The sequence below is a fragment of the Clostridium saccharobutylicum DSM 13864 genome, assembly GCF_000473995.1.
Lineage (GTDB): Bacteria > Bacillota > Clostridia > Clostridiales > Clostridiaceae > Clostridium > Clostridium saccharobutylicum.
The window spans coordinates 2,714,291-2,736,899 of sequence record NC_022571.1 but is presented as its reverse complement, the minus strand read 5'-3'; the positions used below and the strand labels follow the sequence as shown (position 1 = coordinate 2,736,899).

The 22,609-nt window shown below is 29.3% G+C and carries 21 protein-coding genes and 1 riboswitch; of the genes, 20 read left to right on the top strand and 1 reads right to left on the bottom strand.

From position 1 onward, the window contains the following. Positions 1-4: 4 nt before the first annotated feature. The 15 genes from CLSA_RS11705 (at position 5) to CLSA_RS24320 (ending at position 17,425) form a co-directional block, all read left to right on the top strand. A complete protein-coding gene (locus tag CLSA_RS11705) occupies positions 5-1,726 on the top strand; it encodes a methyl-accepting chemotaxis protein (RefSeq protein ID WP_022746545.1) in 1,722 nt (573 codons plus the stop codon). Positions 1,727-2,015: 289 nt separating this feature from the next. Continuing rightward, a riboswitch (cyclic di-GMP riboswitch) is annotated at positions 2,016-2,104 on the top strand. Between the two features lie 82 nt (positions 2,105-2,186). After that, positions 2,187-2,549, top strand: coding sequence for a response regulator (locus CLSA_RS11700; protein ID WP_041716257.1), 363 nt, complete (start codon positions 2,187-2,189; stop codon positions 2,547-2,549). Between the two features lie 27 nt (positions 2,550-2,576). After that, the gene (locus CLSA_RS11695; RefSeq protein WP_041716256.1) at positions 2,577-4,655 is read left to right on the top strand and encodes a chemotaxis protein CheA; all 2,079 of its coding nucleotides are present in this window, start codon (positions 2,577-2,579) and stop codon (positions 4,653-4,655) included. Positions 4,656-4,674: 19 nt separating this feature from the next. Further along, complete coding sequence (locus CLSA_RS11690) at positions 4,675-5,175, top strand: chemotaxis protein CheW (protein ID WP_022746542.1); 501 nt, start codon at positions 4,675-4,677, stop codon at positions 5,173-5,175. A 32-nt stretch (positions 5,176-5,207) separates the two neighbouring features. After that, on the top strand, positions 5,208-7,046 hold the full coding sequence (locus CLSA_RS11685; RefSeq protein WP_022746541.1) for a methyl-accepting chemotaxis protein: 1,839 nt from the start codon (positions 5,208-5,210) through the stop codon (positions 7,044-7,046). Positions 7,047-7,105: 59 nt separating this feature from the next. Further along, entirely contained in the window at positions 7,106-7,921 is an 816-nt protein-coding gene (locus CLSA_RS11680) for a CheR family methyltransferase (RefSeq protein WP_022746540.1), read from the top strand. A gap of 14 nt (positions 7,922-7,935) precedes the next feature. Next, positions 7,936-8,958 (top strand): protein-glutamate methylesterase/protein-glutamine glutaminase, encoded by a 1,023-nt coding sequence (locus CLSA_RS11675; RefSeq protein WP_022746539.1) that lies wholly within the window; start codon positions 7,936-7,938, stop codon positions 8,956-8,958. Between the two features lie 252 nt (positions 8,959-9,210). After that, positions 9,211-10,560, top strand: a complete 1,350-nt coding sequence (locus CLSA_RS11670; RefSeq protein WP_022746538.1) for a GH25 family lysozyme — start codon at positions 9,211-9,213, stop codon at positions 10,558-10,560. Between the two features lie 554 nt (positions 10,561-11,114). After that, positions 11,115-12,167: a phosphate/phosphite/phosphonate ABC transporter substrate-binding protein gene (locus tag CLSA_RS11665; protein WP_022746537.1), complete on the top strand. Its 1,053-nt coding sequence runs from the start codon at positions 11,115-11,117 to the stop codon at positions 12,165-12,167. Positions 12,168-12,226: 59 nt separating this feature from the next. Beyond that, positions 12,227-12,991 (top strand): phosphonate ABC transporter ATP-binding protein, encoded by a 765-nt coding sequence (phnC, locus tag CLSA_RS11660; RefSeq protein WP_022746536.1) that lies wholly within the window; start codon positions 12,227-12,229, stop codon positions 12,989-12,991. 10 nt (positions 12,992-13,001) lie between these two features. After that, positions 13,002-13,787, top strand: a complete 786-nt coding sequence (locus CLSA_RS11655) for a PhnE/PtxC family ABC transporter permease (protein WP_022746535.1) — start codon at positions 13,002-13,004, stop codon at positions 13,785-13,787. Next, a complete protein-coding gene (locus CLSA_RS11650) occupies positions 13,784-14,635 on the top strand; it encodes a PhnE/PtxC family ABC transporter permease (protein WP_022746534.1) in 852 nt (283 codons plus the stop codon). The genes CLSA_RS11655 and CLSA_RS11650 overlap by 4 nt, the downstream gene beginning before the upstream one ends. A 114-nt stretch (positions 14,636-14,749) precedes the next feature. After that, a complete protein-coding gene (locus CLSA_RS11645) occupies positions 14,750-15,433 on the top strand; it encodes a hypothetical protein (protein WP_022746533.1) in 684 nt (227 codons plus the stop codon). A 198-nt stretch (positions 15,434-15,631) separates the two neighbouring features. Next, positions 15,632-17,107 (top strand): amino acid permease, encoded by a 1,476-nt coding sequence (locus CLSA_RS11640; RefSeq protein ID WP_022746532.1) that lies wholly within the window; start codon positions 15,632-15,634, stop codon positions 17,105-17,107. A gap of 189 nt (positions 17,108-17,296) precedes the next feature. Further along, on the top strand, positions 17,297-17,425 hold the full coding sequence (locus CLSA_RS24320) for a hypothetical protein (RefSeq protein ID WP_257788092.1): 129 nt from the start codon (positions 17,297-17,299) through the stop codon (positions 17,423-17,425). A gap of 256 nt (positions 17,426-17,681) precedes the next feature. On the opposite strand, the gene CLSA_RS11635 is transcribed toward CLSA_RS24320, so the two are convergent. Beyond that, positions 17,682-18,071 (bottom strand): thioesterase family protein, encoded by a 390-nt coding sequence (locus CLSA_RS11635; protein ID WP_022746531.1) that lies wholly within the window; start codon positions 18,069-18,071, stop codon positions 17,682-17,684. A gap of 263 nt (positions 18,072-18,334) precedes the next feature. On the opposite strand from CLSA_RS11635, the gene CLSA_RS11630 reads away from it, so the two are divergent. The 5 genes from CLSA_RS11630 (at position 18,335) to CLSA_RS11610 (ending at position 22,527) form a co-directional block, all read left to right on the top strand. Beyond that, positions 18,335-18,979: a flavin reductase gene (locus CLSA_RS11630; RefSeq protein WP_022746530.1), complete on the top strand. Its 645-nt coding sequence runs from the start codon at positions 18,335-18,337 to the stop codon at positions 18,977-18,979. 123 nt (positions 18,980-19,102) lie between these two features. Beyond that, positions 19,103-19,294, top strand: coding sequence for a small acid-soluble spore protein Tlp (locus CLSA_RS11625; RefSeq protein ID WP_052334806.1), 192 nt, complete (start codon positions 19,103-19,105; stop codon positions 19,292-19,294). 302 nt (positions 19,295-19,596) lie between these two features. Continuing rightward, on the top strand, positions 19,597-20,901 hold the full coding sequence (locus tag CLSA_RS11620; protein WP_022746528.1) for an MATE family efflux transporter: 1,305 nt from the start codon (positions 19,597-19,599) through the stop codon (positions 20,899-20,901). 30 nt (positions 20,902-20,931) lie between these two features. Then, positions 20,932-21,744 (top strand): MerR family transcriptional regulator, encoded by an 813-nt coding sequence (locus CLSA_RS11615; protein WP_022746527.1) that lies wholly within the window; start codon positions 20,932-20,934, stop codon positions 21,742-21,744. 255 nt (positions 21,745-21,999) lie between these two features. Continuing rightward, positions 22,000-22,527 carry a 2'-5' RNA ligase family protein gene (locus tag CLSA_RS11610; RefSeq protein WP_022746526.1) on the top strand — a complete coding sequence of 176 codons (528 nt, stop codon included), beginning with the start codon at positions 22,000-22,002 and terminating at the stop codon, positions 22,525-22,527. Positions 22,528-22,609 lie beyond the last annotated feature (82 nt).

Genomic DNA, 22,609 nt, shown 5'->3' with positions numbered 1-22,609 from the left:
AATAATGAAATGGTTTTATGATTTAAAAATTGCAACAAAGTTAATCTTAGGCTTTGTTACTGTAGCCTTTATTGCAGGAGTTGTAGGTGTAGTAGGTATTGTGAATATTAACAAAATTAACAATCTTGATACTGAGTTATATGAGCGTCATACTGCTACAATGCCAGATTTGATAGATATAGTAAATAACTATCGAATAGAGAGAGGAATATTAAAAGACTTATTAATCGTAAAAGATTTAAGTAAAATACAAGAGAATATAAACAGATTTAAAGCCTTAGATGATGAAATTGATACTAGTATGCAACATTTAGAAAGTAATTCGAAAGATTCTGAGGTAATTAAAAATCTAAATGACTTAAAAAAATTATTAAGTTCATTTAAACAATATAGAGATAAGGCGATAAATTTTATAACAACAAATCAGGAGCAGCAAGCAACAGAAATTTTATATACAGATATATCAGGAATAGCAGATAATTTAGACACTACTATTAGTAACTTGACAAGTCTAAAAATAAATTTAGCAAAAAATGCTTCAGATAATAATTCAGCTTCAGCAAGCAGAGCAACTATTACAATGATTGTTGTACTAACTTTTGGAGTGATTATAGCAATTGTTCTTGGGATAGTCATAGCTCGAATTATAGGCAGACCTATAAATAAAATGGTGGAGGTTGCCAATAAAATTGCTTTAGGTGATATGAGCGTTGATGTTGAAACGGACACCAAAGATGAAATAGGCAGTCTTGCAGAATCATTTAGAAGAATGATTGAGAAGAATAATGAGGTCCTAAGTAATATTAGAAGTGCGGCAGAACAAGTAGCATCTGGTTCAAAACAGATATCTTATTCAAGTATAGCACTTTCACAGGGAGCAACAGAACAGGCAAGTTCAATTGAGGAATTGACTGCATCTGTTGAAGAAATATCTTCTCAAACACACTTAAATGCTCAAAACGCTAATAAAGCAAATGAACTGACTGAAGTTGCTAAATTAAATGCTATTCAAGGTAATAATCAGATGAAAGAAATGCTTAAAGCTATGGAAGCGATAAATGATGCTGCAAGCAATATTTCAAAGGTTATTAAAGTAATTGATGATATTGCATTTCAAACCAACATACTTGCACTTAATGCTGCTGTTGAGGCTGCAAGAGCAGGACATCATGGTAAGGGATTTGCAGTTGTAGCTGAAGAAGTAAGAAATCTTGCTGCACGTTCAGCAAATGCCGCAAAGGAAACAACTTACATGATTGAGAATTCAATAAATAAGTCTGAGGGTGGGACAAAGATTGCAATAGATACGGCTAATGCTCTTAATGAAATAGTAAATGCTGTTGAAAATGTAGCAAACCTTATAAGTGATATTGCTATTGCTTCAACTGAACAGTCTACAGCTCTTGGACAAATAAATCAAGGCATTGTTGAAGTGTCGCAGGTTGTTCAAAGTAATTCAGCTACTTCAGAAGAAGGTGCTGCAGCAAGTGAAGAATTATCAAGTCAAGCTGAACTTCTTAGAGAAATGGTTAGTAATTTTAAATTAAAACAAAGTGTAAAATCATATAATACCTTAAATGAACTTAATCCAGAAGTGTTAAAAATGCTTGACGAAATGGCTGAAAAAAAGAAGTATCAAACATCTCATATTAATGAGGAATATAGAGAACCAGCAATTACAAAAACTAAAATTATATTAAGCGATAATGACTTTGGAAAATATTAATTAATATAAGTCTGTGATTGGTGTATTAAGAAAAGGAGTAGTTTAAAATTAAGAAACTACTCCTTTATTTTCTTACATAAGCTTTGTAATATAACTAAATAATCCATTCTTCAAATATCTTGGATTATTTACTATACAACTCATGATTCTCCATAAAATTTATTGATTCGACTTTTAAAATATGCTATTATAATTATGATAATTGTAATTTGTATTTAAATTTAAATCTTATTATATACTATCACTATATTTAAAAAAACTTAGTAAATAAAATATTTAGTAAATCAAATATTGTAAATAGCAAATCCATTGAAAGGTGGAGACGCAAAGCCATGAGTCTAAAGCAATAAGTAATGCCATGATAGTCAGGTTGCCAAAAATGTTAGTGGTTTATTTCATGGCAGGCAATATGTTTATTGTCTGCTTATTTTTTTCTTAATAAGAAGGAGGAGTTATGATAATGAAAAGAGTTCTTATAGTTGATGACGCAGCATTTATGAGGGTTACTTTGAAATCCATGTTGGAGAATAATGGGTTCGAAGTAGTTGGCGAAGCTGAAAATGGAATTATCGGAGTACAAAAATATGTGGAATTAAATCCGGATGTTGTGACCATGGATATTACAATGCCTGAAATGAGCGGTATTGATGCTTTAAAAGAAATGAAAAAGATTAATCCAAATGTAAAGGTAGTTATGATTTCAGCTATGGGGCAAGATATGCTTATACGTGAATCTGTAATAGCTGGTGCTAAATCATTTATAGTAAAGCCTTTTAAAGAAGAATTTATGGTGAAAACTTTAACACAAGTATTAGGAATTTAATATATATTTTGGAACGGAGTGAACTAATTGTCAGATAATTTTATTCAAGAGCCCATGCTTGATATGTATATATTTGAAACTACGCAGCTTGTTGAACAGATTGAACAGGTCATAATAGATAGTGAAAAAGTTGGTTCTCTTACAGAGGAAGCCATCAATGAAGTATTTAGAATAATGCACACTATAAAAGGTTCATCTGGAATGATGATGTTCAATACTATAACGACAGTAGCCCACTCAATTGAAGATTTATTCTATTTTCTACGTGAAAATAAATCAGCAAATGTTGATTGTTCAAGACTTTCAGATATAGTCTTAGAGGGAATAGATTTTATTAAAACTGAAGTGGATAAGATTATTGAAAAGGAAAATCCTGATGGTGATACAGCAACGCTTATTTCAGATATAAAGGAATTTTTATCATACTTAAAAGAAAATAATGTGGCGATCGATGAAGAGAGGATTAATGAAAAAAGTGGTGAACCACAAGAATATATAAATTCAGCAGCTTGTGATAATTTAAGAAAAAATGTATTCAAAGCTACAATTTATTTTGAAGATGGATGTGAGATGGAGGATATCAGAGCGTTCAGTATAATAAATGATCTTAACGGATTGGCAGAAGAAATTTATCATATTCCTGAAGAAGTTTTTGGAAATGAGAAAAGTATTGAAATTATTCGTAATGAAGGTTTTAAAATATCGTTTAATACAGATAAAGGATACGAAGAAATACATAAATTTTTTACGCAGATAGTATTGTTAAAAGAATTTAAACTTATTCAAGAAGAAGATAATGAGGATTTAAATAAGTTTGGTAGGAAAGAGCAGGATTGTATAGAAGAAAATCCGGCAGAGATTCCATGTAGCCCTAAGATTATAGAAGTTCAAAACGGGAAATCAGAAAATACTAATAAGGGCAAGCAATCAAATTCTTCTCACCAAAATATAATAAGTGTAAATGTTTCTAAGCTTGATCAACTCATGGATATGATTGGAGAATTAGTTATCTCAGAAGCTATGGTAACTCAAAATCCAGATTTAAAGGGATTGTCTCTTGATAATTTTCAGAAGGCAGCAAGGCAATTAGAAAAAATTACAGGCGAGCTTCAAGATATTGTGATGTCAATAAGGATGGTTCCTCTAGCTGCAACATTTCAAAAAATGAATAGGATTGTTCGTGATATGTCAAAAAAGCTATCAAAAGAAGTAAAGTTAAAAATCATAGGAGAAGATACGGAAGTTGATAAAAATATCATAGAACATATATCGGATCCACTTATGCATATTGTGAGAAATTCGATTGACCATGGTTTAGAATCCTCAGATGAGAGAAGTGCAAAAGGCAAGTTAGAAATAGGTACAATTACTTTGGAAGCAAGAAATGAAGGCGGAGATGTACTTATAATTATAAGTGATGATGGTAAAGGGTTAAATAGAGAAAAGGTTCTTGCTAGAGCAAGGGAAAATGGACTTATAAATAGACCTGAAAATGAGATTGCAGATAAAGAAGTTTTCTCATATATTTTTCTCCCAGGTTTTTCAACTAAAGAGAAAGTAACAGAATTCTCTGGACGTGGTGTTGGCATGGATGTAGTAACAAAAAATATAAATTTGGTTGGCGGAACTGTTTCAATCGACAGTAAGCAAGATGTAGGAACTACTATAACATTAAAAATACCATTAACTCTTGCTACTATGGATGGAATGACAATAAAAGTAGGTAAATCAAATTATACAATACCAGTTAAAAGTATTAAAGAATCCTTTAGAGCAAAGGAAAATGATATAATAATTGATCCTGATGGTAATGAGAGTATTATGATTAGAGGTAAATGTTATTCAATTTTGAGATTACATAAATTGTATAAAGTAAAAACTAACGTAGTGAATATTTCAGATGGGATTATTGTTATGATTAGCAGCGAAGATAAAAGCATTTGTATATTTGCTGATGAATTAATTGGCCAGTATCAAGTAGTTGTAAAAGCATTACCACAGTATATTAAAAAATTTAATAAGATAAATGGATTATCAGGCTGCACATTATTAGGGGATGGAAGTATCAGTTTAATACTTGATGCCGCAGGATTGATTAATTATTAAATAAGGAGGGAATGAAGACATGGCAAATTTAAATGAAGATAATTTGGAGTCAATAGAAGATACTCAAAAAGGTAGGTATTTAACATTCTCACTTGGCAGGGAAACCTACGGGATAGAAATTAAGTATGTAACGGAAATAATAGGAATTCAGACTATAACAGAAATTCCACAGCTTCCAGATTACGTTAAAGGAATTATAAATCTTAGAGGTAAAATAATTCCTGTTATGGATGTAAGACTACGTTTTAGAAAAGATTCACGCGAATATAATGATAGAACTTGTGTAATTGTTGTAGATATTAATGATATTTCTATAGGTCTTATAGTAGATAATGTGGCAGAAGTACTTACAATTCCAGATGAGGATATTGTAGAGCCACCGAAAATGAATAATGGGACTAATAATAAATATATACAAAGTATAGGTAAAGTTGGAGAAAGTGTAAAGCTGCTACTTGATTGTGAAAAACTTTTATCTCAAGATGAACTTGAAGATTTAAGTGGAGCAATGCAAAACTAATTCTTAGTAATAAGTATTAAGGAGAAATAATAATGAAATGGTTTTATAATTTGAAAATTGCACAAAAGTTAATAATGGCTTTCATTACTGTAGCATTTATTGCAGGGGTTGTAGGGGTAGTAGGTATTATTAATGTTGAAAAAATTAACAATTTGGATACTAATTTATATCAGTATCAGACTGCTACAATGCCAGATTTGACAAGTATAGCAAATAGTTATCAAAGAGAAAGATCACTATTAAGAGATTTAATGATAGTAAAAGATTCAGGTAAAAGACAGGACAGCATAAATAAATTCAAAAGTCTAGATGAAGAAATAAATGCTAGTATGTCACATTTTGAAAAAGGAATACAAAATCCTGATGTGCTTAAGAATTTCAATGATTTAAAAAAGGTAATGGATTCCTTTGAACAATTTAGAGATAAGGAAGTAAGTCTTATAACAACAAATCAAGAACAACAGGCAATAGATGGCTTATATACAGAGGGAACAACAATAGCGGATAAGGTAGAAAGTAGTATTGATAATCTAACAAATTTGAAAACAGATTTAGCAAAACAATCTTCAGATAATAATTCAGCTTTAGCAAGTAAAACAATTACAACAATGATTCTTGTAATAGCTTTTGGAGTAATTATGGCTATTGGTCTTGGATTATTCATATCTAAGATTATAAGTGCACCTGTAAAGAAAATGGTAGAAGCTGCAAATAAGCTTGCTTTAGGTGATATAAATGTTAATGTTGAAGCGGATAGCAAAGATGAAATAGGCAGTCTTGCAGAATCATTTGGAAGGATGATAGAAAATATTCGAGGACAAGCTTTAGCTGCTGAAAGAATGGCTTCAGGAGATTTGAATTTCGAAGTTTCAGTTAAATCCGAGAATGATCTACTTGGAAAAAAACTATCACAAATGATTGAAAGAAATAATGATGTTTTAAGCAATATTAGTAATGCAGCAGAACAAGTTGCTTCAGGTTCAAAGCAGATATCTGATTCGAGTATAGCTCTTTCACAAGGTGCAACAGAGCAGGCAAGTTCAATTGAGGAATTGACTGCATCTCTTGAAGAAATATCTTCTCAAACTCACTTAAATGCTAAAAATGCCAATAAAGCAAATGAATTAGCTGAAGCTGCTAAATTAAATGCTATCCAGGGTGATAATCAAATGAAGGAAATGCTTAAAGCTATGGAAGAAATAAATGAGGCTTCAGGTAATATTTCGAAGATTATTAAAGTAATTGATGATATTGCATTTCAAACAAATATCCTTGCACTTAATGCTGCCGTTGAAGCTGCAAGAGCAGGTCAGCATGGTAAGGGGTTTGCAGTTGTGGCTGAAGAAGTAAGAAATCTTGCTGCACGTTCAGCAAATGCTGCAAAGGAAACAACTGATATGATTGAGGATTCTATAAAGAAGTCTGAGGGAGGGACAAAGATTGCAAGTGATACTGCTTGTGCTCTTAATGAAATAGTAAATGCTGTTGAAAATGTAGCTAATCTTGTAAGTGATATTGCTATTGCCTCAAATGAGCAGTCTACAGGACTGAGCCAAATAAATCAGGGGATTATGGAAGTTTCACAGGTTGTTCAAAGTAACTCAGCCACTTCAGAGGAAGGTGCTGCAGCAAGTGAAGAACTGTCCACACAAGCTGTACTTCTTAAAGAAATGGTTAGTAAATTTGAATTAAAGAAGAATGTAAAATCATATAATGCTTTAAATGAACTTAATCCAGAAGTATTAAAAATGCTTGATGAAATGTCTGAAAAAAAGAAACATCAAACGTCGTATTCTAATGATGGATACAAAGAAAATGAATCTGTAAAATCTAAAATTATATTGAGTGATAAGGAATTTGGAAAGTATTAATATAAATTTATTGGGAGTGGTCGCAAGGCTCTCCCTTATTTTTTAGGCAGGTGAAGCATATGGTTACAATTACAAAAAAAGAATTTAGAAAATTTGCAGACTATATAAAAATTAATTACGGTATTAATTTGAAAGAAGAAAAGCAGGCACTTGTGATGGGAAGGCTTCAAAATGTACTTATTGAGAACAATTTTAAGAGTTTCTCAGAATATTATGATTATGTTATATCAGATAAAACTGGAAATGCAGTAGTTACTCTTATTAATAAGATTACTACAAATCATACCTTCTTTATGAGGGAAATTGATCATTTTAATTATTTTAAAGATAAAGTTCTCCCATATTTGAAGAAAGTTGCTAGCGATAGAGATTTAAGAATATGGAGTGCAGGATGCTCTACAGGGGAAGAACCATATACGCTTGCTATGATTATAGATGAATTTTTTAGCAAGGAAAAAATGTGGTGGGATTCTAAGATTTTGGCTACGGATATTTCTAGCAGAGTTCTTGATTCGGCAATAAAAGGTATTTATGGAAATGAAGAGATAGATTTACTTCCATCTAGTTGGAAGGTAAACTATTTTAAAAAATATGATAAAGAAAATAGTATAATTACAGATAAGATAAGGAATGAAATTATATATAGAAAGTTTAATCTCATGGACGAAATATTTCCATTTAAACGTAAATTTCATGTTATATTTTGTAGAAATGTTATGATTTATTTTGATCCTAAAACAAAAGCGAAGCTTATTAATAAATTTTATGATATGACTGAACGTGGAGGATATTTATTTATTGGTCATTCAGAATCGCTTAATAGAGAGGAAACAAAATATAAATATATAATGCCTGCTGTATATAGAAAGGAATAGAGGGGGATGATACTATGCAAATGGTTAAAAAAATAAAAGTGTTGGTAGTTGATGATAGTATGTTGTTTAGGGAAGTATTATCGAGAGGAATTTCATCTGATCCATATATAGAAGTAGTAGCTATAGCCGTTGATGCTTTTGATGCACGAGATAAAATATTAGAATTTCAACCTGATGTTATGACCTGCGATGTGGAAATGCCTAAAATGAATGGAATTGAGTTTATTCGTAGATTACTTCCTCAATATAAACTTCCTGTAATTGTTGTTAGTACAGTAAGTGAAGCGGTTTTTGACGCTATTAATGCAGGCGCAGTTGATTTTGTTACAAAGCCAGATGTTCAGTCAGCAAAGAGTGTTGAAAGTTTCATTAATGATTTAATAGTGAAAATAAAGATTGCAGCAGTTGCCAAAGTATCAATGTCCAAAAGTATTTCAGCAATTAATTCAGTTACTAGTGAAGCATCTGATACGGATAAAATAATTGCTATAGGAGCATCAACTGGTGGGACTGAAGCTATACATAGATTACTTAGCCATCTTCCTAAGAATACTCCAGGCATCGTTATTGTTCAACATATTCCTCCTATTTTTTCTAGGATGTTTGCCGAGAGACTTAATAATTGCACTAACCTTAAAGTAAAAGAGGCACAGACTGGTGATTTCTTAGAAAACGGTAAGGTGTTGATAGCGCCTGGTGATAAGCATATGATAATTAGAAAAGTTGGCAGCATGTATAAAGTTGAGTGTTTTTATGGTGATAAAGTAAATGGTCATTGCCCGTCTGTTGATGTGCTATTTGAATCAGTAGCAAAAGCTTGTGGAAATAAAGCTATAGGAATTATTCTTACAGGTATGGGATATGATGGGGCTAAAGGACTTCTATCCATGAGAAAATGTGGAGCAAGGACATTAGGCCAAGATGAAAAATCTTCTATTGTTTATGGGATGCCAAAGGTAGCATATAATATAGGTGCGGTTGAAAAACAGGTATCCTTAGATAATTTACCACAAAAATTATTTTCAATGCTTAGATGATTTAGAAATGCAAAGAATTATCGTATAAACTTATAGTTAATTATCAATTTATTAAATTATAAGCACAGTACTAAATACACGTTTAGTACTGTGATTTATTCTATTATTTTCCTCAACACCCATAGTAAAATTGTTGCCTAGAAGTGGAGAGGATTATATAATTTAAAATGAACTATATTTACTGATGAGTGCTTTAATAAAGTAACAAGTCAGCATGCATAACTAATGATAAGTAAAGGGAGAACGATTTCTGTGAATATTAAGGGAAAAACTACTTCATTTGTTTTAACTCTTGCAATTGTGCTGAGTTCTGGTCAAGCATTAAGTGTACAAGCTGCAATTGCTGAACCTCAAACAACATCGGATAGTGCTGCTACTCAATCATCAAATTCAGGCCCAAATCCCGGAACACCTGAAAATAAGCCAAATGTTTTAAATGTTATTTCGAAATACACGACTAAAAACATTAATAATATTGCAAATGGCCCTGCAAATATAACATCAACTATTGGTTGGAAAAAAGAAAATGGATATTGGTATTACTACAGATCAGATAATACTAGAGCAACAGGTTGGATTAAACCAGATAGTAATTGGTATTATTTAAATTATGATGGAAAAATGGCAACAGGTTGGATATATAGTAGTGGTACATGGTATTACTTAGATAAGTCAGGGTCCATGAGTACAGGTTGGAAACTATTAAACAATACTTGGTATTTTTTGAATGAGTCAGGTGGTATGGTAACTGGTCTTAATGTAATAGATAATAATACCTATATGCTATATAGCAGTGGAGCGATGGCAAAAGGTTGGGTTAAGTTAAATAATTACTGGTATTATTTTAATAATAATGGTAGTATGTCAACAGGCTGGGTAAATTCAGGAAGTGATTATTATTATTTAGATCCATCTACAGGAAGATTACTTAAAGATACTATAGCAGGTGGATATAAAATAGGTTCTGATGGTAAGAGATTAGAAGCAGTAACCTCAAGTAATAATAGCAATTCTAGTCCTGCGTCAAGTGGTATATATAAAGGTATAGATATTAGTCATTACAATGGAGATATAAATTTTACAAAAGTGAAATCAGCGGGAATTCAATGTGTATACATAAAAGCTACTGAAGGGACAACCTATGTAGATAATTATTTAGAAACTTATTATAATGGGGCTAAAAGTGCAGGGTTAAAGACTGGATTCTATCATTTTTTAGTTGGAACAAGCGCTCCAGAAACACAAGCTCAAAATTTTTATAATCATATAAAAGATAAGCAAAGCGATTTAAAACCAGTTTTAGATATTGAAACATATGGATTTGATACTATGGATTATACAATAAGATTCATAAATGAATTTAAAAGATTAAGTAATATGGATTTATGTATATATACATATTCAGATTTTATAAATAGTTTAGATACTAGATTAGCTCCATATTCATTATGGGAAGCTAATTACTCTAAGAGGTTATATAATTTACCATCTAATAATATTTGGAGTTCTAGAGTTGGATGCCAATATACAGATCAAGGTTCTATTGATGGAATTAATGGGGATGTAGATTTAAATGAATTTACCCAGGATATTTTTAGATAGGTTTAGGTTAATATCAAATTATATTAAAAAATAAATAAAGTATTTAAAGAGGCTGCCGCATTAATTATTTAGTGCAACAGTCTCTTTATTTTAGCTACTCCGTTTTTGGATGGAAGTTTCCATCAAGGCCAGAAGGTAATTGGATAAGCAGCGATATGTTTAGACTCATCACAGATGTAAGTTATTACTTGCCTGAATTAATAGGTTTTGTAATTATAGGCTATTTTTTTATAAAGCTTTTAAGGAATAGACAAATAAAATATTTTATAAGTAAAGGAAAATTATAGTTTTAACTTCCTCGTTCAGTTTTTAGCTGAGCGAGGATTTTTTTATAAGTATATTACTAGATAAATATCCAAAATTATATTTTATTTCCAAAAAACTAATGAACGTATTGTATTGAACAATGAACGATGTTAATATGGTGTTGTTCAATAAATGAACTTGGATTTTTAAGCTTAAAATTTTTATACTAATTATTTTTAAAAGTTGTTATAAAAACAGCTTAATACTAAAACTGAAAAATGATTTATTTTGAGGGGAGATATTTAATAATGAAAAAAGTTTTAACACTAATAATAAGTTTTCTACTTTCTATGACAATGCTTGTAGGATGTGGAAGTGTAGATTATAAGAGTGCAAATGGTGGTGCTAAATCATCAGACACAATTACAATGGTTTGGTATCCAAATGAATCCGCTGGAGATTTAGCAGAGGCTCGTGATGAAATTGGTAAAGTAATTGAAAAAGCAACAGGAAAGAAAGTAGAACATAAACTTACTACTGATTATTCTGTAGTAGTTGAATCAATTGTTAATGGTACAGCTGGAATTGCATATATGGGACCTGAAGGTTATATCCAAGCGAATAAAAAGAATAATAAGGTTCAACCTTTAGTTGTTTCAAGTGGCAAATCAGGAACTATTGACGATGCTGTTTATTATAGTTGGCTTGCAGTACCAGCAGATATGGCAGATGAATATAAAAAGGATGGTAAATATACGTTAGATAACATCCAAGGTAAGAAGATATCTTATGTATCCAATAGTTCTAGCTCAGGATTTAAGGTACCAGCACAATCAATAGTATCTTATTTTTCTAAACAAGATAAGTGGAAGGACTTAACAACAGATGATTTGATGCAAGGTGGAAATGATAAATTTTTTAGTGAAGTATTATTTGGTGGATCACATCAAGGTTCAGCAGTAAATGTATTAACAGGAAAAGCTGATGTGGCAGCATTTTGTGATATAACTTTAGAAAATTATATTGATGCAGTAAGTGGAAAATTTGATGAACTTGGTACAACTTATAAAGTTAAAGATGGTGCGTCAGAGCCATTTAATTCATTATATGGAAAAGAATTTACAACAATTGCAAATGTACCAGTTTTAAATTCACCATTTGCTATAAATACAGATGCTATAAGTGCAGAAGATCAAAAGAAAATATTAGATGCACTTACTTCTGATGAAGTGGCTAATAACTCTAAAATATTTGTTAAAGAAGGTTCGGATATTAAAGCCTTATTTGCTAAAGAAGGAAATGAAAGATTCTTAAAAGTTGAAGATTCATGGTTTGATCCGGCTAGAGATGTTGTTAAATAAATTTGATTACCTCGTAGTTATCTGCGAGGCAATATTTTAAAAAAGGAGAATTGGGGAAAATGGAATTGCTAGAAGTTAATGATATAAGCAAAGTATATAAAGGTGGAACTAAAGCTTTGTCGAACATTGGTTTTTCAGTAAAAAAAGGAGAATTTGTTTCTGTAATAGGACCATCAGGAGCTGGAAAGTCAACACTCCTACGATGCATTAATAGGTTGATTGATGCAACACATGGAAGCATCACATTTGATGAAACTAAAATACAAGATTTAAATAGAAAAGGCTTAAGAGAACTTAGAACTAAAATAGGAATGATCTTTCAAAATTATAATTTAGTAGAGAGATTAAGTGTTATTGAAAATGTATTACACGGAAGACTTGGATATAAGTCAGTTATAGCAGGTGTTATTGGAATATATACAGAAGACGAAAAACAACAGGCTTTTAGAATTATTGAAAAGCTTGGATTACAAAATGAAGCCTATAAAAGGTGTGATGAGTTAAGTGGTGGACAAAAGCAAAGAGTAGGTATTGCAAGAGCTTTAATTCAAAATCCAAAACTAATGCTATGTGATGAACCTATTGCATCGTTAGATCCCAATTCCTCAAAAATAATTATGGATCAATTAAAGAATATTAACAAGGAAATGGGACTCACTTGTATTTTGAATCTGCATCAAGTAGATGTGGCGATGAAGTATTCTGATAAAATTATTGGAATTAATGGTGGAAAAATAATTTTTAATGGAAGGCCTTCAGAGTTGACTAAGCAAAAGATTCATAAAATATATAAAACGGATCAAGTTAGTATGATAGCAGACTAGAGGTGAGAAGATGAAGATAAATATTTTAAGAAAAAGAAATAGAATAGTGACTATAATTTTTATAACCATTATAGTTTTCTGCATGTTATGTGCTCAAATTACGCAGTTTAGTGTTATAAAGGGAATGAGTTCAGTTCCAAGCGCTATAGCATGGATGTTTGGTCAATTCATACCTAATACAAAATCCTTTGCAAAATTGCCAAGCATATTATCAAAATTGATAGAAACTATTTTGTTGTCTATAGCATCAACAACCACAGCAAGTATTATTGCATTGTTCTTTGGCGTAATGGGCTCTAAGGTTGTTAAAACAAATGGAGCAATACGTGCTTTTAGCAGATTTATAGCATCTATATCTAGAAATGTACCCGATGCTGTTTGGGCAATGATATTTTTATTATCATTTGGACAAAACATATTGACAGGATATTTGGCTTTGTTTTTTGCCTCTTTTGGAGTGTTAACAAGAGCATTTATTGAAACTATAGATGAATCTAGTGATAGTTCAGTTGAGGCTTTAGAATCAATAGGAGCATCGTATCCCCAGATTGTATTTCAATCAGTTCTGCCATCTAGCCTTAGTCAGATGATTAGCTGGATATTGTATATGATAGAAACTAATATTAGAAGTTCTACATTGATTGGAATATTAACTGGTACAGGAATAGGATTTATTTTTGATTTATATTATAAAAGTATGAATTATTCTGTTGCAAGTTTAGTTGTGATTTCTATAGTTTTGTCAGTATTTGCAATTGAATTTATATCTAACTGTGTAAGGAGGAAAATACTATGACAGAAGCTGTAGTGAAACCTTATGATATTAATATTAGAAAAGATATGTTTGGTAAAATTAAAATAAAAGGTAAAGATTCATCTCAAAAATATGTAAAAATTACATTGGGCACATTAGCGGTATTAACAGTATTAGCATTTTCAACTTTTGATTATAAAGGTGTAGATATTATTAAAGCAATTGCTCAGACATTAGCGAATATGAAGAATATGTTTTTTGAAGCAGAATTAACTCATTTTACATTATCTGATGCTATTCATGAAATGGAAATAACAATATCTTTAGCATTTTTAACAACTGTAATAGGTTCAGCAGTTGCATTAATATTAGGATTATTTGCAGCAAAAAATTTATCCATACCTTTAGTATCAAATATAATAAAAGCAATAGTCTCATTTATAAGGGCAGTGCCAACTGTACTTTGGGTTTTAATTTTTGCAGTAACAGCAGGACTTGGAAGTGAAGCAGCAGTAATAGGCATGACTTTTCATACAGTTGGATATTTAATAAAGGCTTATTCAGAAACTTTTGAAGAAATATATGAAGAAACTTTACAAGCCTTAAAAGCAAGTGGAGCAAGTTGGTGGCAAATAGTATTTCAAGCAGTGTTACCATCATCCATGGGGTATTTATTAGTATGGACATTTATGAGATTTGAGATTAATTTTACAAATGGAGTGGCAATGGGAGCAGCAGCTGGAGCTGGAGGAATAGGATTTGAATTATTTATGGCAAGTGATTTTTATTTTAATATAAGAGAAGTTGGATTTATTACCATATCAATACTTATTTGTGCAATTTCACTTGAAATTTTTTCAACTAAGATTAAGGTTAAATATTTAAAATAATGAACTACACTTTATTTTTGATACGAATATAACTATCTTCAACCTTTTAATAATTGTATAAAACTACTATAATGGTTATATATGTAAAATTTGTAACTAAAATAGGAGGTTATTATGATTAAAATTGATTTAAAGGTTGATGAAGGTATTCCTCAATATGGTTGTAGTTCTTGTGGCAATTGTCAGAGTGTTTTTGCAAATAGCTTATGTTCTATAAAAAATAGAGGATGTTGTTGGTATTTCCCTAAATTTACACTGTATGAAATTCATAAAATGGTAAAGGGGAAAGACGGGCTGAAAACATTAAAAAGTATTTTGAGTGTTCCAAAAGTAGATATTTATAATTATTATATTCATGCAAAAGGGTATTTTGATAAAGTAGGTTATAAAAAATATATTAAAACTGAACATTTTAATGATACAGATGTTAAAGATAAATCCATGTTTTTTAGGGCATGTCCATTTGTAAAATCAGGAGTTGGCTGTACGTTACCTAAGAGATATAGAAGTTATGTGTGTAATTTTTTTATTTGTGATGAAGTAATAAAAAAGATAGAGAAACATGATGAATTTAAAAATTATATTAATGAACGTGATAATTATGTTAGATGGATTGAATGGGAGAACTATTCACTTGAAACATTTTTAATTGAGAAAAAATTAAATTTGAAAAATGGTTTTGATGAAATTGTTAATATTCTTAGAGATATGCCACTAAGAGAGTATAAATTTAAAAATTTAGATCCAATTGTAATTTTAGATGAAGTTTATAATAATTTAAATAAAAAATTAGGATAAAAAATGTGCCTTAAAATTATTTTGTTATTTATGTATTAAATAAAATGTATAGCGGATATTAAATGGTTTAAATTATAAAGAATGTATTTTAAAGTTTAGGGGATAATATTCTAGAAGTTATTTTGAGCATCTTTAATAAAGTAACAATAAATTTTTACTTTACTTTTAATCTAGATGTATAAATAGGAGGGGAATATTATGGAGAAAAAACGTCAGGGTTTATCAGCATGGCAGCTTACAATGATGGCTCTAGGAAGTATAATAGGTGGATCATTTTTTTTAGGGTCATCTGTAGCGATTAATGCTGCTGGACCGGCTATTTTAATATCTTATATATTAGGAGGAATATTAGTATATTTTATACTTTATGCTTTATCGGAAATGACTGTAGCAAATCCAGATTCGGGATCTTTTATGACATTTGCAGCGCAAGCTTTTGGTCCGGGAACTGGATTTATTGTTGGGTGGATTTATTGGGTTGGAATGATACTTTCAATGTCTAGTGAGGCTACTGCTGTATCGATTTTATTGAATAACTGGTTTTCTAATATATCAATACCTGTAGGTGGAACTATAATTATAACGGGCGTAACTTTACTTAATCTTTTAGGAGCTGACAAGTTAAGTAAATTAGCGAGTGGTCTTTCTGTAATAAAACTGATAGCTATATTTTCGTTTATAATTATATCATTGTTGCTAGTTACAGGGATAATTCCTGGAAGAGCAGCCATAGGAGTCGGAGAATTGGCAAGGGAACCTTTGATACCATCAGGAATAAGCGGTGTTGCAGGAAGTATGCTTATAGTTATATTTGCTTATGCTGGTTTTGAGATAATTGGATTAGCAGCTTCAGAAGCAGAAAATCCTAAAGAAACAATTCCCAAAGCGATTAATTATACAGTTATAAGTCTTGTAGGATTTTATATACTTTCTGTTATAGCGTTACTTCCTTTAATTCCTACAGCTGAACTTAATGAAAGTATAAGTCCAATGGTAGCTGCTCTTAACAGATGGGGGATTACATGGGCTGGAAGTATTATAAATCTAGTACTTGTTACAGCTATACTTTCTGCATCACTTGCATCTATGTTTGGAATTGCACGAATGCTTAGATCTCTTGCAGATGATGGTTATGCTCCTAAATTACTAAAAGATAAAAAGGATGTTCCTTATAAGGCAATAGTGTTTTCAGGGTTTTCTATGCTTTTAGGGTTAGGATTTGGATTATTATTTCCTAGAATTTATTTATTTTTAATAAGTGCAAGTGGTTTTTCTTTACTTTTTACATATGCAGCAATTATGGCTACTCATATACGTTTTCGTAAAAAAATTAGATATGCTTCAGATGGAAAATTTCAAATGAATGGGATTCCATATATGTCTTACATTGGTCTAATAAGCATGATTATTGTGATTTTTAGTATGCCACTTATTTCTGGGCAAGGAGCAGGGCTTGTTGTTGGGTTAGGAATGATAGCTGTATTTTCATTAATTTATATGGGAATTGAAGTATTTAATAAGCATGAAAAAAGTAAGAGTAATAATATAAGCATAAATAGAAAGATACATCAATCTAGATTAGCAACGGAATTTTCTGAAGAACTGACTCATAGTTCTAAAGATGAAGACAAAAATAAATGTGTAGAAAAACAATGCAACCGTAATAAAAAATAATTAAAAATTGTTTTAATCAACTTAGATGTGACAAATAATAAAATCATATGTAGTAAATTAGAAGCTCAATTATTTTATACTTGGAATAATTGTTAAAAGTAAAACTATTGAATAACTTTTTACATAGTTAATTTTAGATTATGAATATAAACTTTAGAATAAGTAAAAACTAAAATTGAGGTGATAAAAATGACAAACTATAAATTTATTACAAACAATGAAAATGACAATAATGAGTCATCAAATACATCGAATACACGAAAACCAGCGCAAAATAGGAAAAGACATAAACCAGTGAAAGGTCTTCCAAGAGTGTAAAAATAGCATGAACATGAGGAGTTAAATAAACTAAAAACAATGCAGATGCTTTATAAAGCATGATTCTATGATAGTTTATTGTGGAATATAATAATTCTACATAAAAGCAAAATATTAAAGAAGATTTAAGCCTGAAGAAATTATCTTCAGGCTTAAAATTATTCTAACATAAATATGCAGCTTAAAAATAGTATATAGTTTTATTTTCTACACAAAATTATCTACTATTTCAATTAAAATTAAGCAGTCTGTTTGTTTATATATTTTTTGTCTTTTCCATGAAATCTTGCGAATTTACTATATATCTTATGTGAGTAGCTTTTCCAATAGTACCTTTGTCATCACTTGCTTCCACATCAAAAAATAATTTTTTTCTATCTATTTTTGTAAGAGTAGCTTTACATTTTATATTTGCTCCAACAGGCGAAGATTTAATATGTTGAACATTAATCTCAATTCCAACTGTAGTGTAGTTCTGTGGAATTTGTTCTATTACCAAGCTCTTAGCTACGTTTTCCATAAGAGCAATCATAGCAGGAGTTGCATAAACATCTAAGTCTCCTGATCCCATTTTTATAGCTGTCTCATTCTCAGTAACTTTTGATTCTTTAATGATTGAGGTACCTTCTTTTAAATTGAATTCCATCTAATATTACATCCCCTTTCTGTAAGTATAATTATAATGAAATATATGGAAGTACACAATAGGTAAAAGTTTTTGATGTAAATTAAATTATTATTAGATAATATATAATAAATTGAAAGAAAATTTTGAAATCTTAAATTATCTAAGGTATAATATTAATAATAAAGATGATACGTACTTATTTTTATAAGTATGGAATACTATTATTATAATTTGAAAATAGTTATTATAATAGAATAAGCAAAAGAAAGAAGGCGATAGTTATGAATAATAATGCGTTTAGGAACTTATCATATGGAGTTTATATTATTTCTACATGGGATAATGGAAGAGCAACTGGCTGTACAGCTAATAGTGCTATGCAGATAACATCTGATCCTGCAACTATTGCAATTAGTATAAATCATAATAACTATACAAATAAATGTATTGAAGAGAGTGGAAACTTTGCAATTTCTATTTTAGGAGAAAATTCAGATCCATCAATAATTGGGACATTTGGATTTCAATCCGGTAAAGATATAAATAAATTTGATTCCGTAAATTATGAAATAAAAGGAAATATGCCAATAGTAATGGAAGGGTGTGCTTATCTTACTTGTAAAGTAATTAATAAGATGGAAACAGATACACATACAGTTTTTTTAGGTAAGGTTTTGGATGCAGATATTCTTTCAGAGGATAGTCCTATGACATATTCATATTATCATAAAGTTATAAAAGGAAAAAGTCCTAAAAATGCTCCAACTTATATTGCAGAGAATACTCCAGTAGAAAAGAAAAGTGAAAAATATGTATGCAGTGTATGTGGATATGTGTATGAAGGAGATAATCCATTTGAAGAATTGCCAGATGAGTATACTTGTCCAATATGTAAGCAACCAAAGAAAGCATTTAAAAAGCAATAGTAAAATTTATGTAAGTGTTTCAAAGACTAGTTACAAAATTAAAGTAACTAGTCTTTTTATATATTTTTATAATATTCTTATTATTATAATTTTCAGTGTAATATCCTCTGCTTTGTTTAATGAATTAATATTATATATAATATTGATAAAACTATTTTAAATTGTGAATTAGCAGAAGAGCTTATTGAAAAAACAGATGATAAACGAATGAAGCGTGAATTAACTGAAAAAAATGAGAGAAGAAAATCAGCTCTTAAGAATATGAGAAGAGAGATTAGAGATGAAGCAATAGATAAAGAAAATCGATATGAATAAAATTTATTCTTAAACTGATTAATAATCTATATTTAAGAATGTGAAAAAATAATAAGTTACATAATACTATGTATATTTTCTGTTAAACTGAAGTATAAAAGAAAATATAATGCAGATTTATTATGCTTTGAAGATTATTTAAATGAATGAGGTATTTCGAAGTGATTATAAATCATTTTGAAATACTTATACAAACATAGCAAAAGAATTCATAAAAATAATAATTGCCATTATTGACTCTATAGTAACTATAGACTTTATAATAACTTTAAATAAATATATTATTTAAGGAAGGTAAATCTATGTTAAAAAAATTTTTAAAGTACTCTATACCATCATCAGTATCTATGTTTATATCTTCATTATATACTGTTATAGATGGAATATTTGTGGGTCGTGGAGTAGGAAGTTTAGGACTGGCAGCAATAGCGATTGTAATTCCAGCTACAATATTTTTACTTGGATTAGCTACAATGTTTGCGGTTGGAGGAGGTGCACTGGTCTCTAAAAACTTTGGATCTGGAAACAAAGAAAATGCAGTAGAAGTTTTTAGACAAGCATTTAAGTCTATTATAATGTTTAGTATTGGTATTAGTTTTATATTTGTAATATTTGCAGAACCTATAGTAACATTACTAGGAGCAACTGAAAATTTGAGGAGTATGTCAGCAGAATTTTTAAGATATTATTCTTTGTTTTGTATACCGAATTTATTAGGAATAGTCCTAAACGGATTTGCAAGAAATGATGGAAGGCCAAGATTGGCTATGGTGTCAACAATAGTAGGAACTCTTGTGAATGTATTATTAGATTATATTTTTATATTCATTTTGCATATGGGAGTTAAAGGGGCTGCTATTGCTACTGGATTAGGACAAGTAGCTACAATTGTTATAATTTTACCACACTTTTTAAGTATAAGAACACAATTGACATTTGGTAATGTAAAATTAAAAATGAATGTAATCAAAGAGATTATGAGTATAGGCTTTCCATCTTTTTTTGCAGAAATAGCATTTTCAATAATAATATTCTTCTATAATTTAGAATTAGGTATTAATATGGGAGAAAGCGGAATTGCAGCATATAGCATAATAAATTATATTACTACAAATATATATTTAATGCTTTTGGGCGTTGGTTTAGGAGCACAACCATTAATAAGTTATTATTTTGGAGCTAAAGAGATGAAAAGAATGTTAAAAATATATAAATTTTCATTAATAACTTCAACAGTTGTAAGTTTAGTTTTCGTTTTGGCATGTTTTATGTTTGGAAGTAAATTTATAGGCCTATTCACAGGAGATGCTCAATTAATAAATATAACTTATAATGGACTTAATATAACAAGTTTGGCTTATATTATCATAGGATTAAATCTAAGTACATCAATGTATTATCAATCTATAGAAATGCCTAAATTCTCTAATTTAATTTGTTCCTTCAGATCTTTTATATTTTTGCCAATAGTTTTATTTTTATTTGCACATTTTTATGGTATAAATGGAATATGGGCAGGCATGATATTTTCAGAGATATTGTCTTTTATAGCAATAAATATTTTTGCTAATATAAAAACTAATACTAAAAAAGCTATATCAGTATAAGGTAAGATAAAGAAATAAAGGTGGTAATGGATGAATAATTTTTCTATTGGAGAAATGTCAAAACTTCATAATATATCGATTCAAACTTTGAGATACTACGATAAAATAGGTTTGCTCAAACCTAAAGTTATAAATGAAAAGAGCAATTATAGATATTATACTATAGAACAATTTCTTCAGATTGATATAATTAAATATTGTAAGGGTATAGGTTTGTCTTTAGAACAAATAAAAGATTTTATTGGTACAAATTTATCTATGGAAGAAATACTTCATATAATAAATACCCAACAAGAAATTATGGAAGATAAATTGAAAGACATGAACAGAATAAAAAATCATGTAGATTCTATTAAAAGTAGTATATCTTCAATCATTGAACATGAATTTAATAAAGTCTTTATTAAGTATAATAAAGAGAGAAAATATATATGTTATGATTTTATTTCAAATAGTAGTGATGAATTAGAATTCAGTTGTAGAAATGTAATGTTAGGTATCGAAAAAAAATCGGAAATTTTAAATTATGAATTATCGACTATTACATCTTATAATAATAGAGAAGAGAAAATTACATATAAAAATATAATGATTAATATTGATGAAAATGCCTTGAAAGATAAGAGAAATATAATTACTTTGCCAGAGGGAGAATATTTAACAGTATATTTTGAAGGTAAGTGGTTTGAGTGCAATGAGCATTATAATCAAATTATAAAATATATAAATGAAAATAATATCAAAGTAAATGGAGATTTTCATGAAATATACATCTTCCCTAAAATGAATGAAAGTGGTATAGAAAATACTTTGACACAACTTGAAATATTAAAAAGTGGATAATAATAATAATAAAAATATGACAAAAGAATGACTTGTATACTTTACAATTTTTTCATTCAACATAATAATAAGTGGTAAAATAAATACAATTCTTAATATTTACAATATAATATCTTACACTATCTTATAAATTTAAAATACAATACCTTCATCAAAATAAATCAGCGTTTCAATAAGTATTAAGAGATGAATTGAAATATAATGTAAGGGTATACTAATATAATATTATAAATTATTTTGATAAGGAGAAAAAGAATGAGGTACGTAATTGTTTGTATATTAAAAGGAAGAGCAGGAGATTTTAATAACAATTTAAGAAAAGAGCTTATGCAAAATTTTAAGACAAGATCATCAAAACTTCCAGCTCATTTTACTATCAAAGCACCTTTTGAATATGATAAAGAAATTACAGATCTTAATAAAATTCTTGAAGAGTTTTGTCAAAATGAGAAAGCAGAATCTTTTATGATAAACAACTACGGTCATTTTGATGATAGAGTAATATATATGAATGTTAATATGTCAAAAGAAGCTAAAAATGTTCATGATAAATTAATAGATAAGATGAATACATTACATTATATTAAATTTGAAAATAAAGATGGAAAAGATAAAACCTTTCATGTAACTTTAGCATCAAAGAGGCTAAAACCATTGTTTTATAAGGTATGGGAATATGTACATAAATATCCTTGTGAATTTTACTGCTTATTTGATAATATCACTATTTATAAATGGGAAGAAAATACTTGGAAGTTATATAAGGAATATAAACTTAAATAATAGAATTATAATAATTATATTTTAATAGTAAAAAATATAATTATTATTAAATATGTTTGTTAAAAACACATTTTAAATGAGA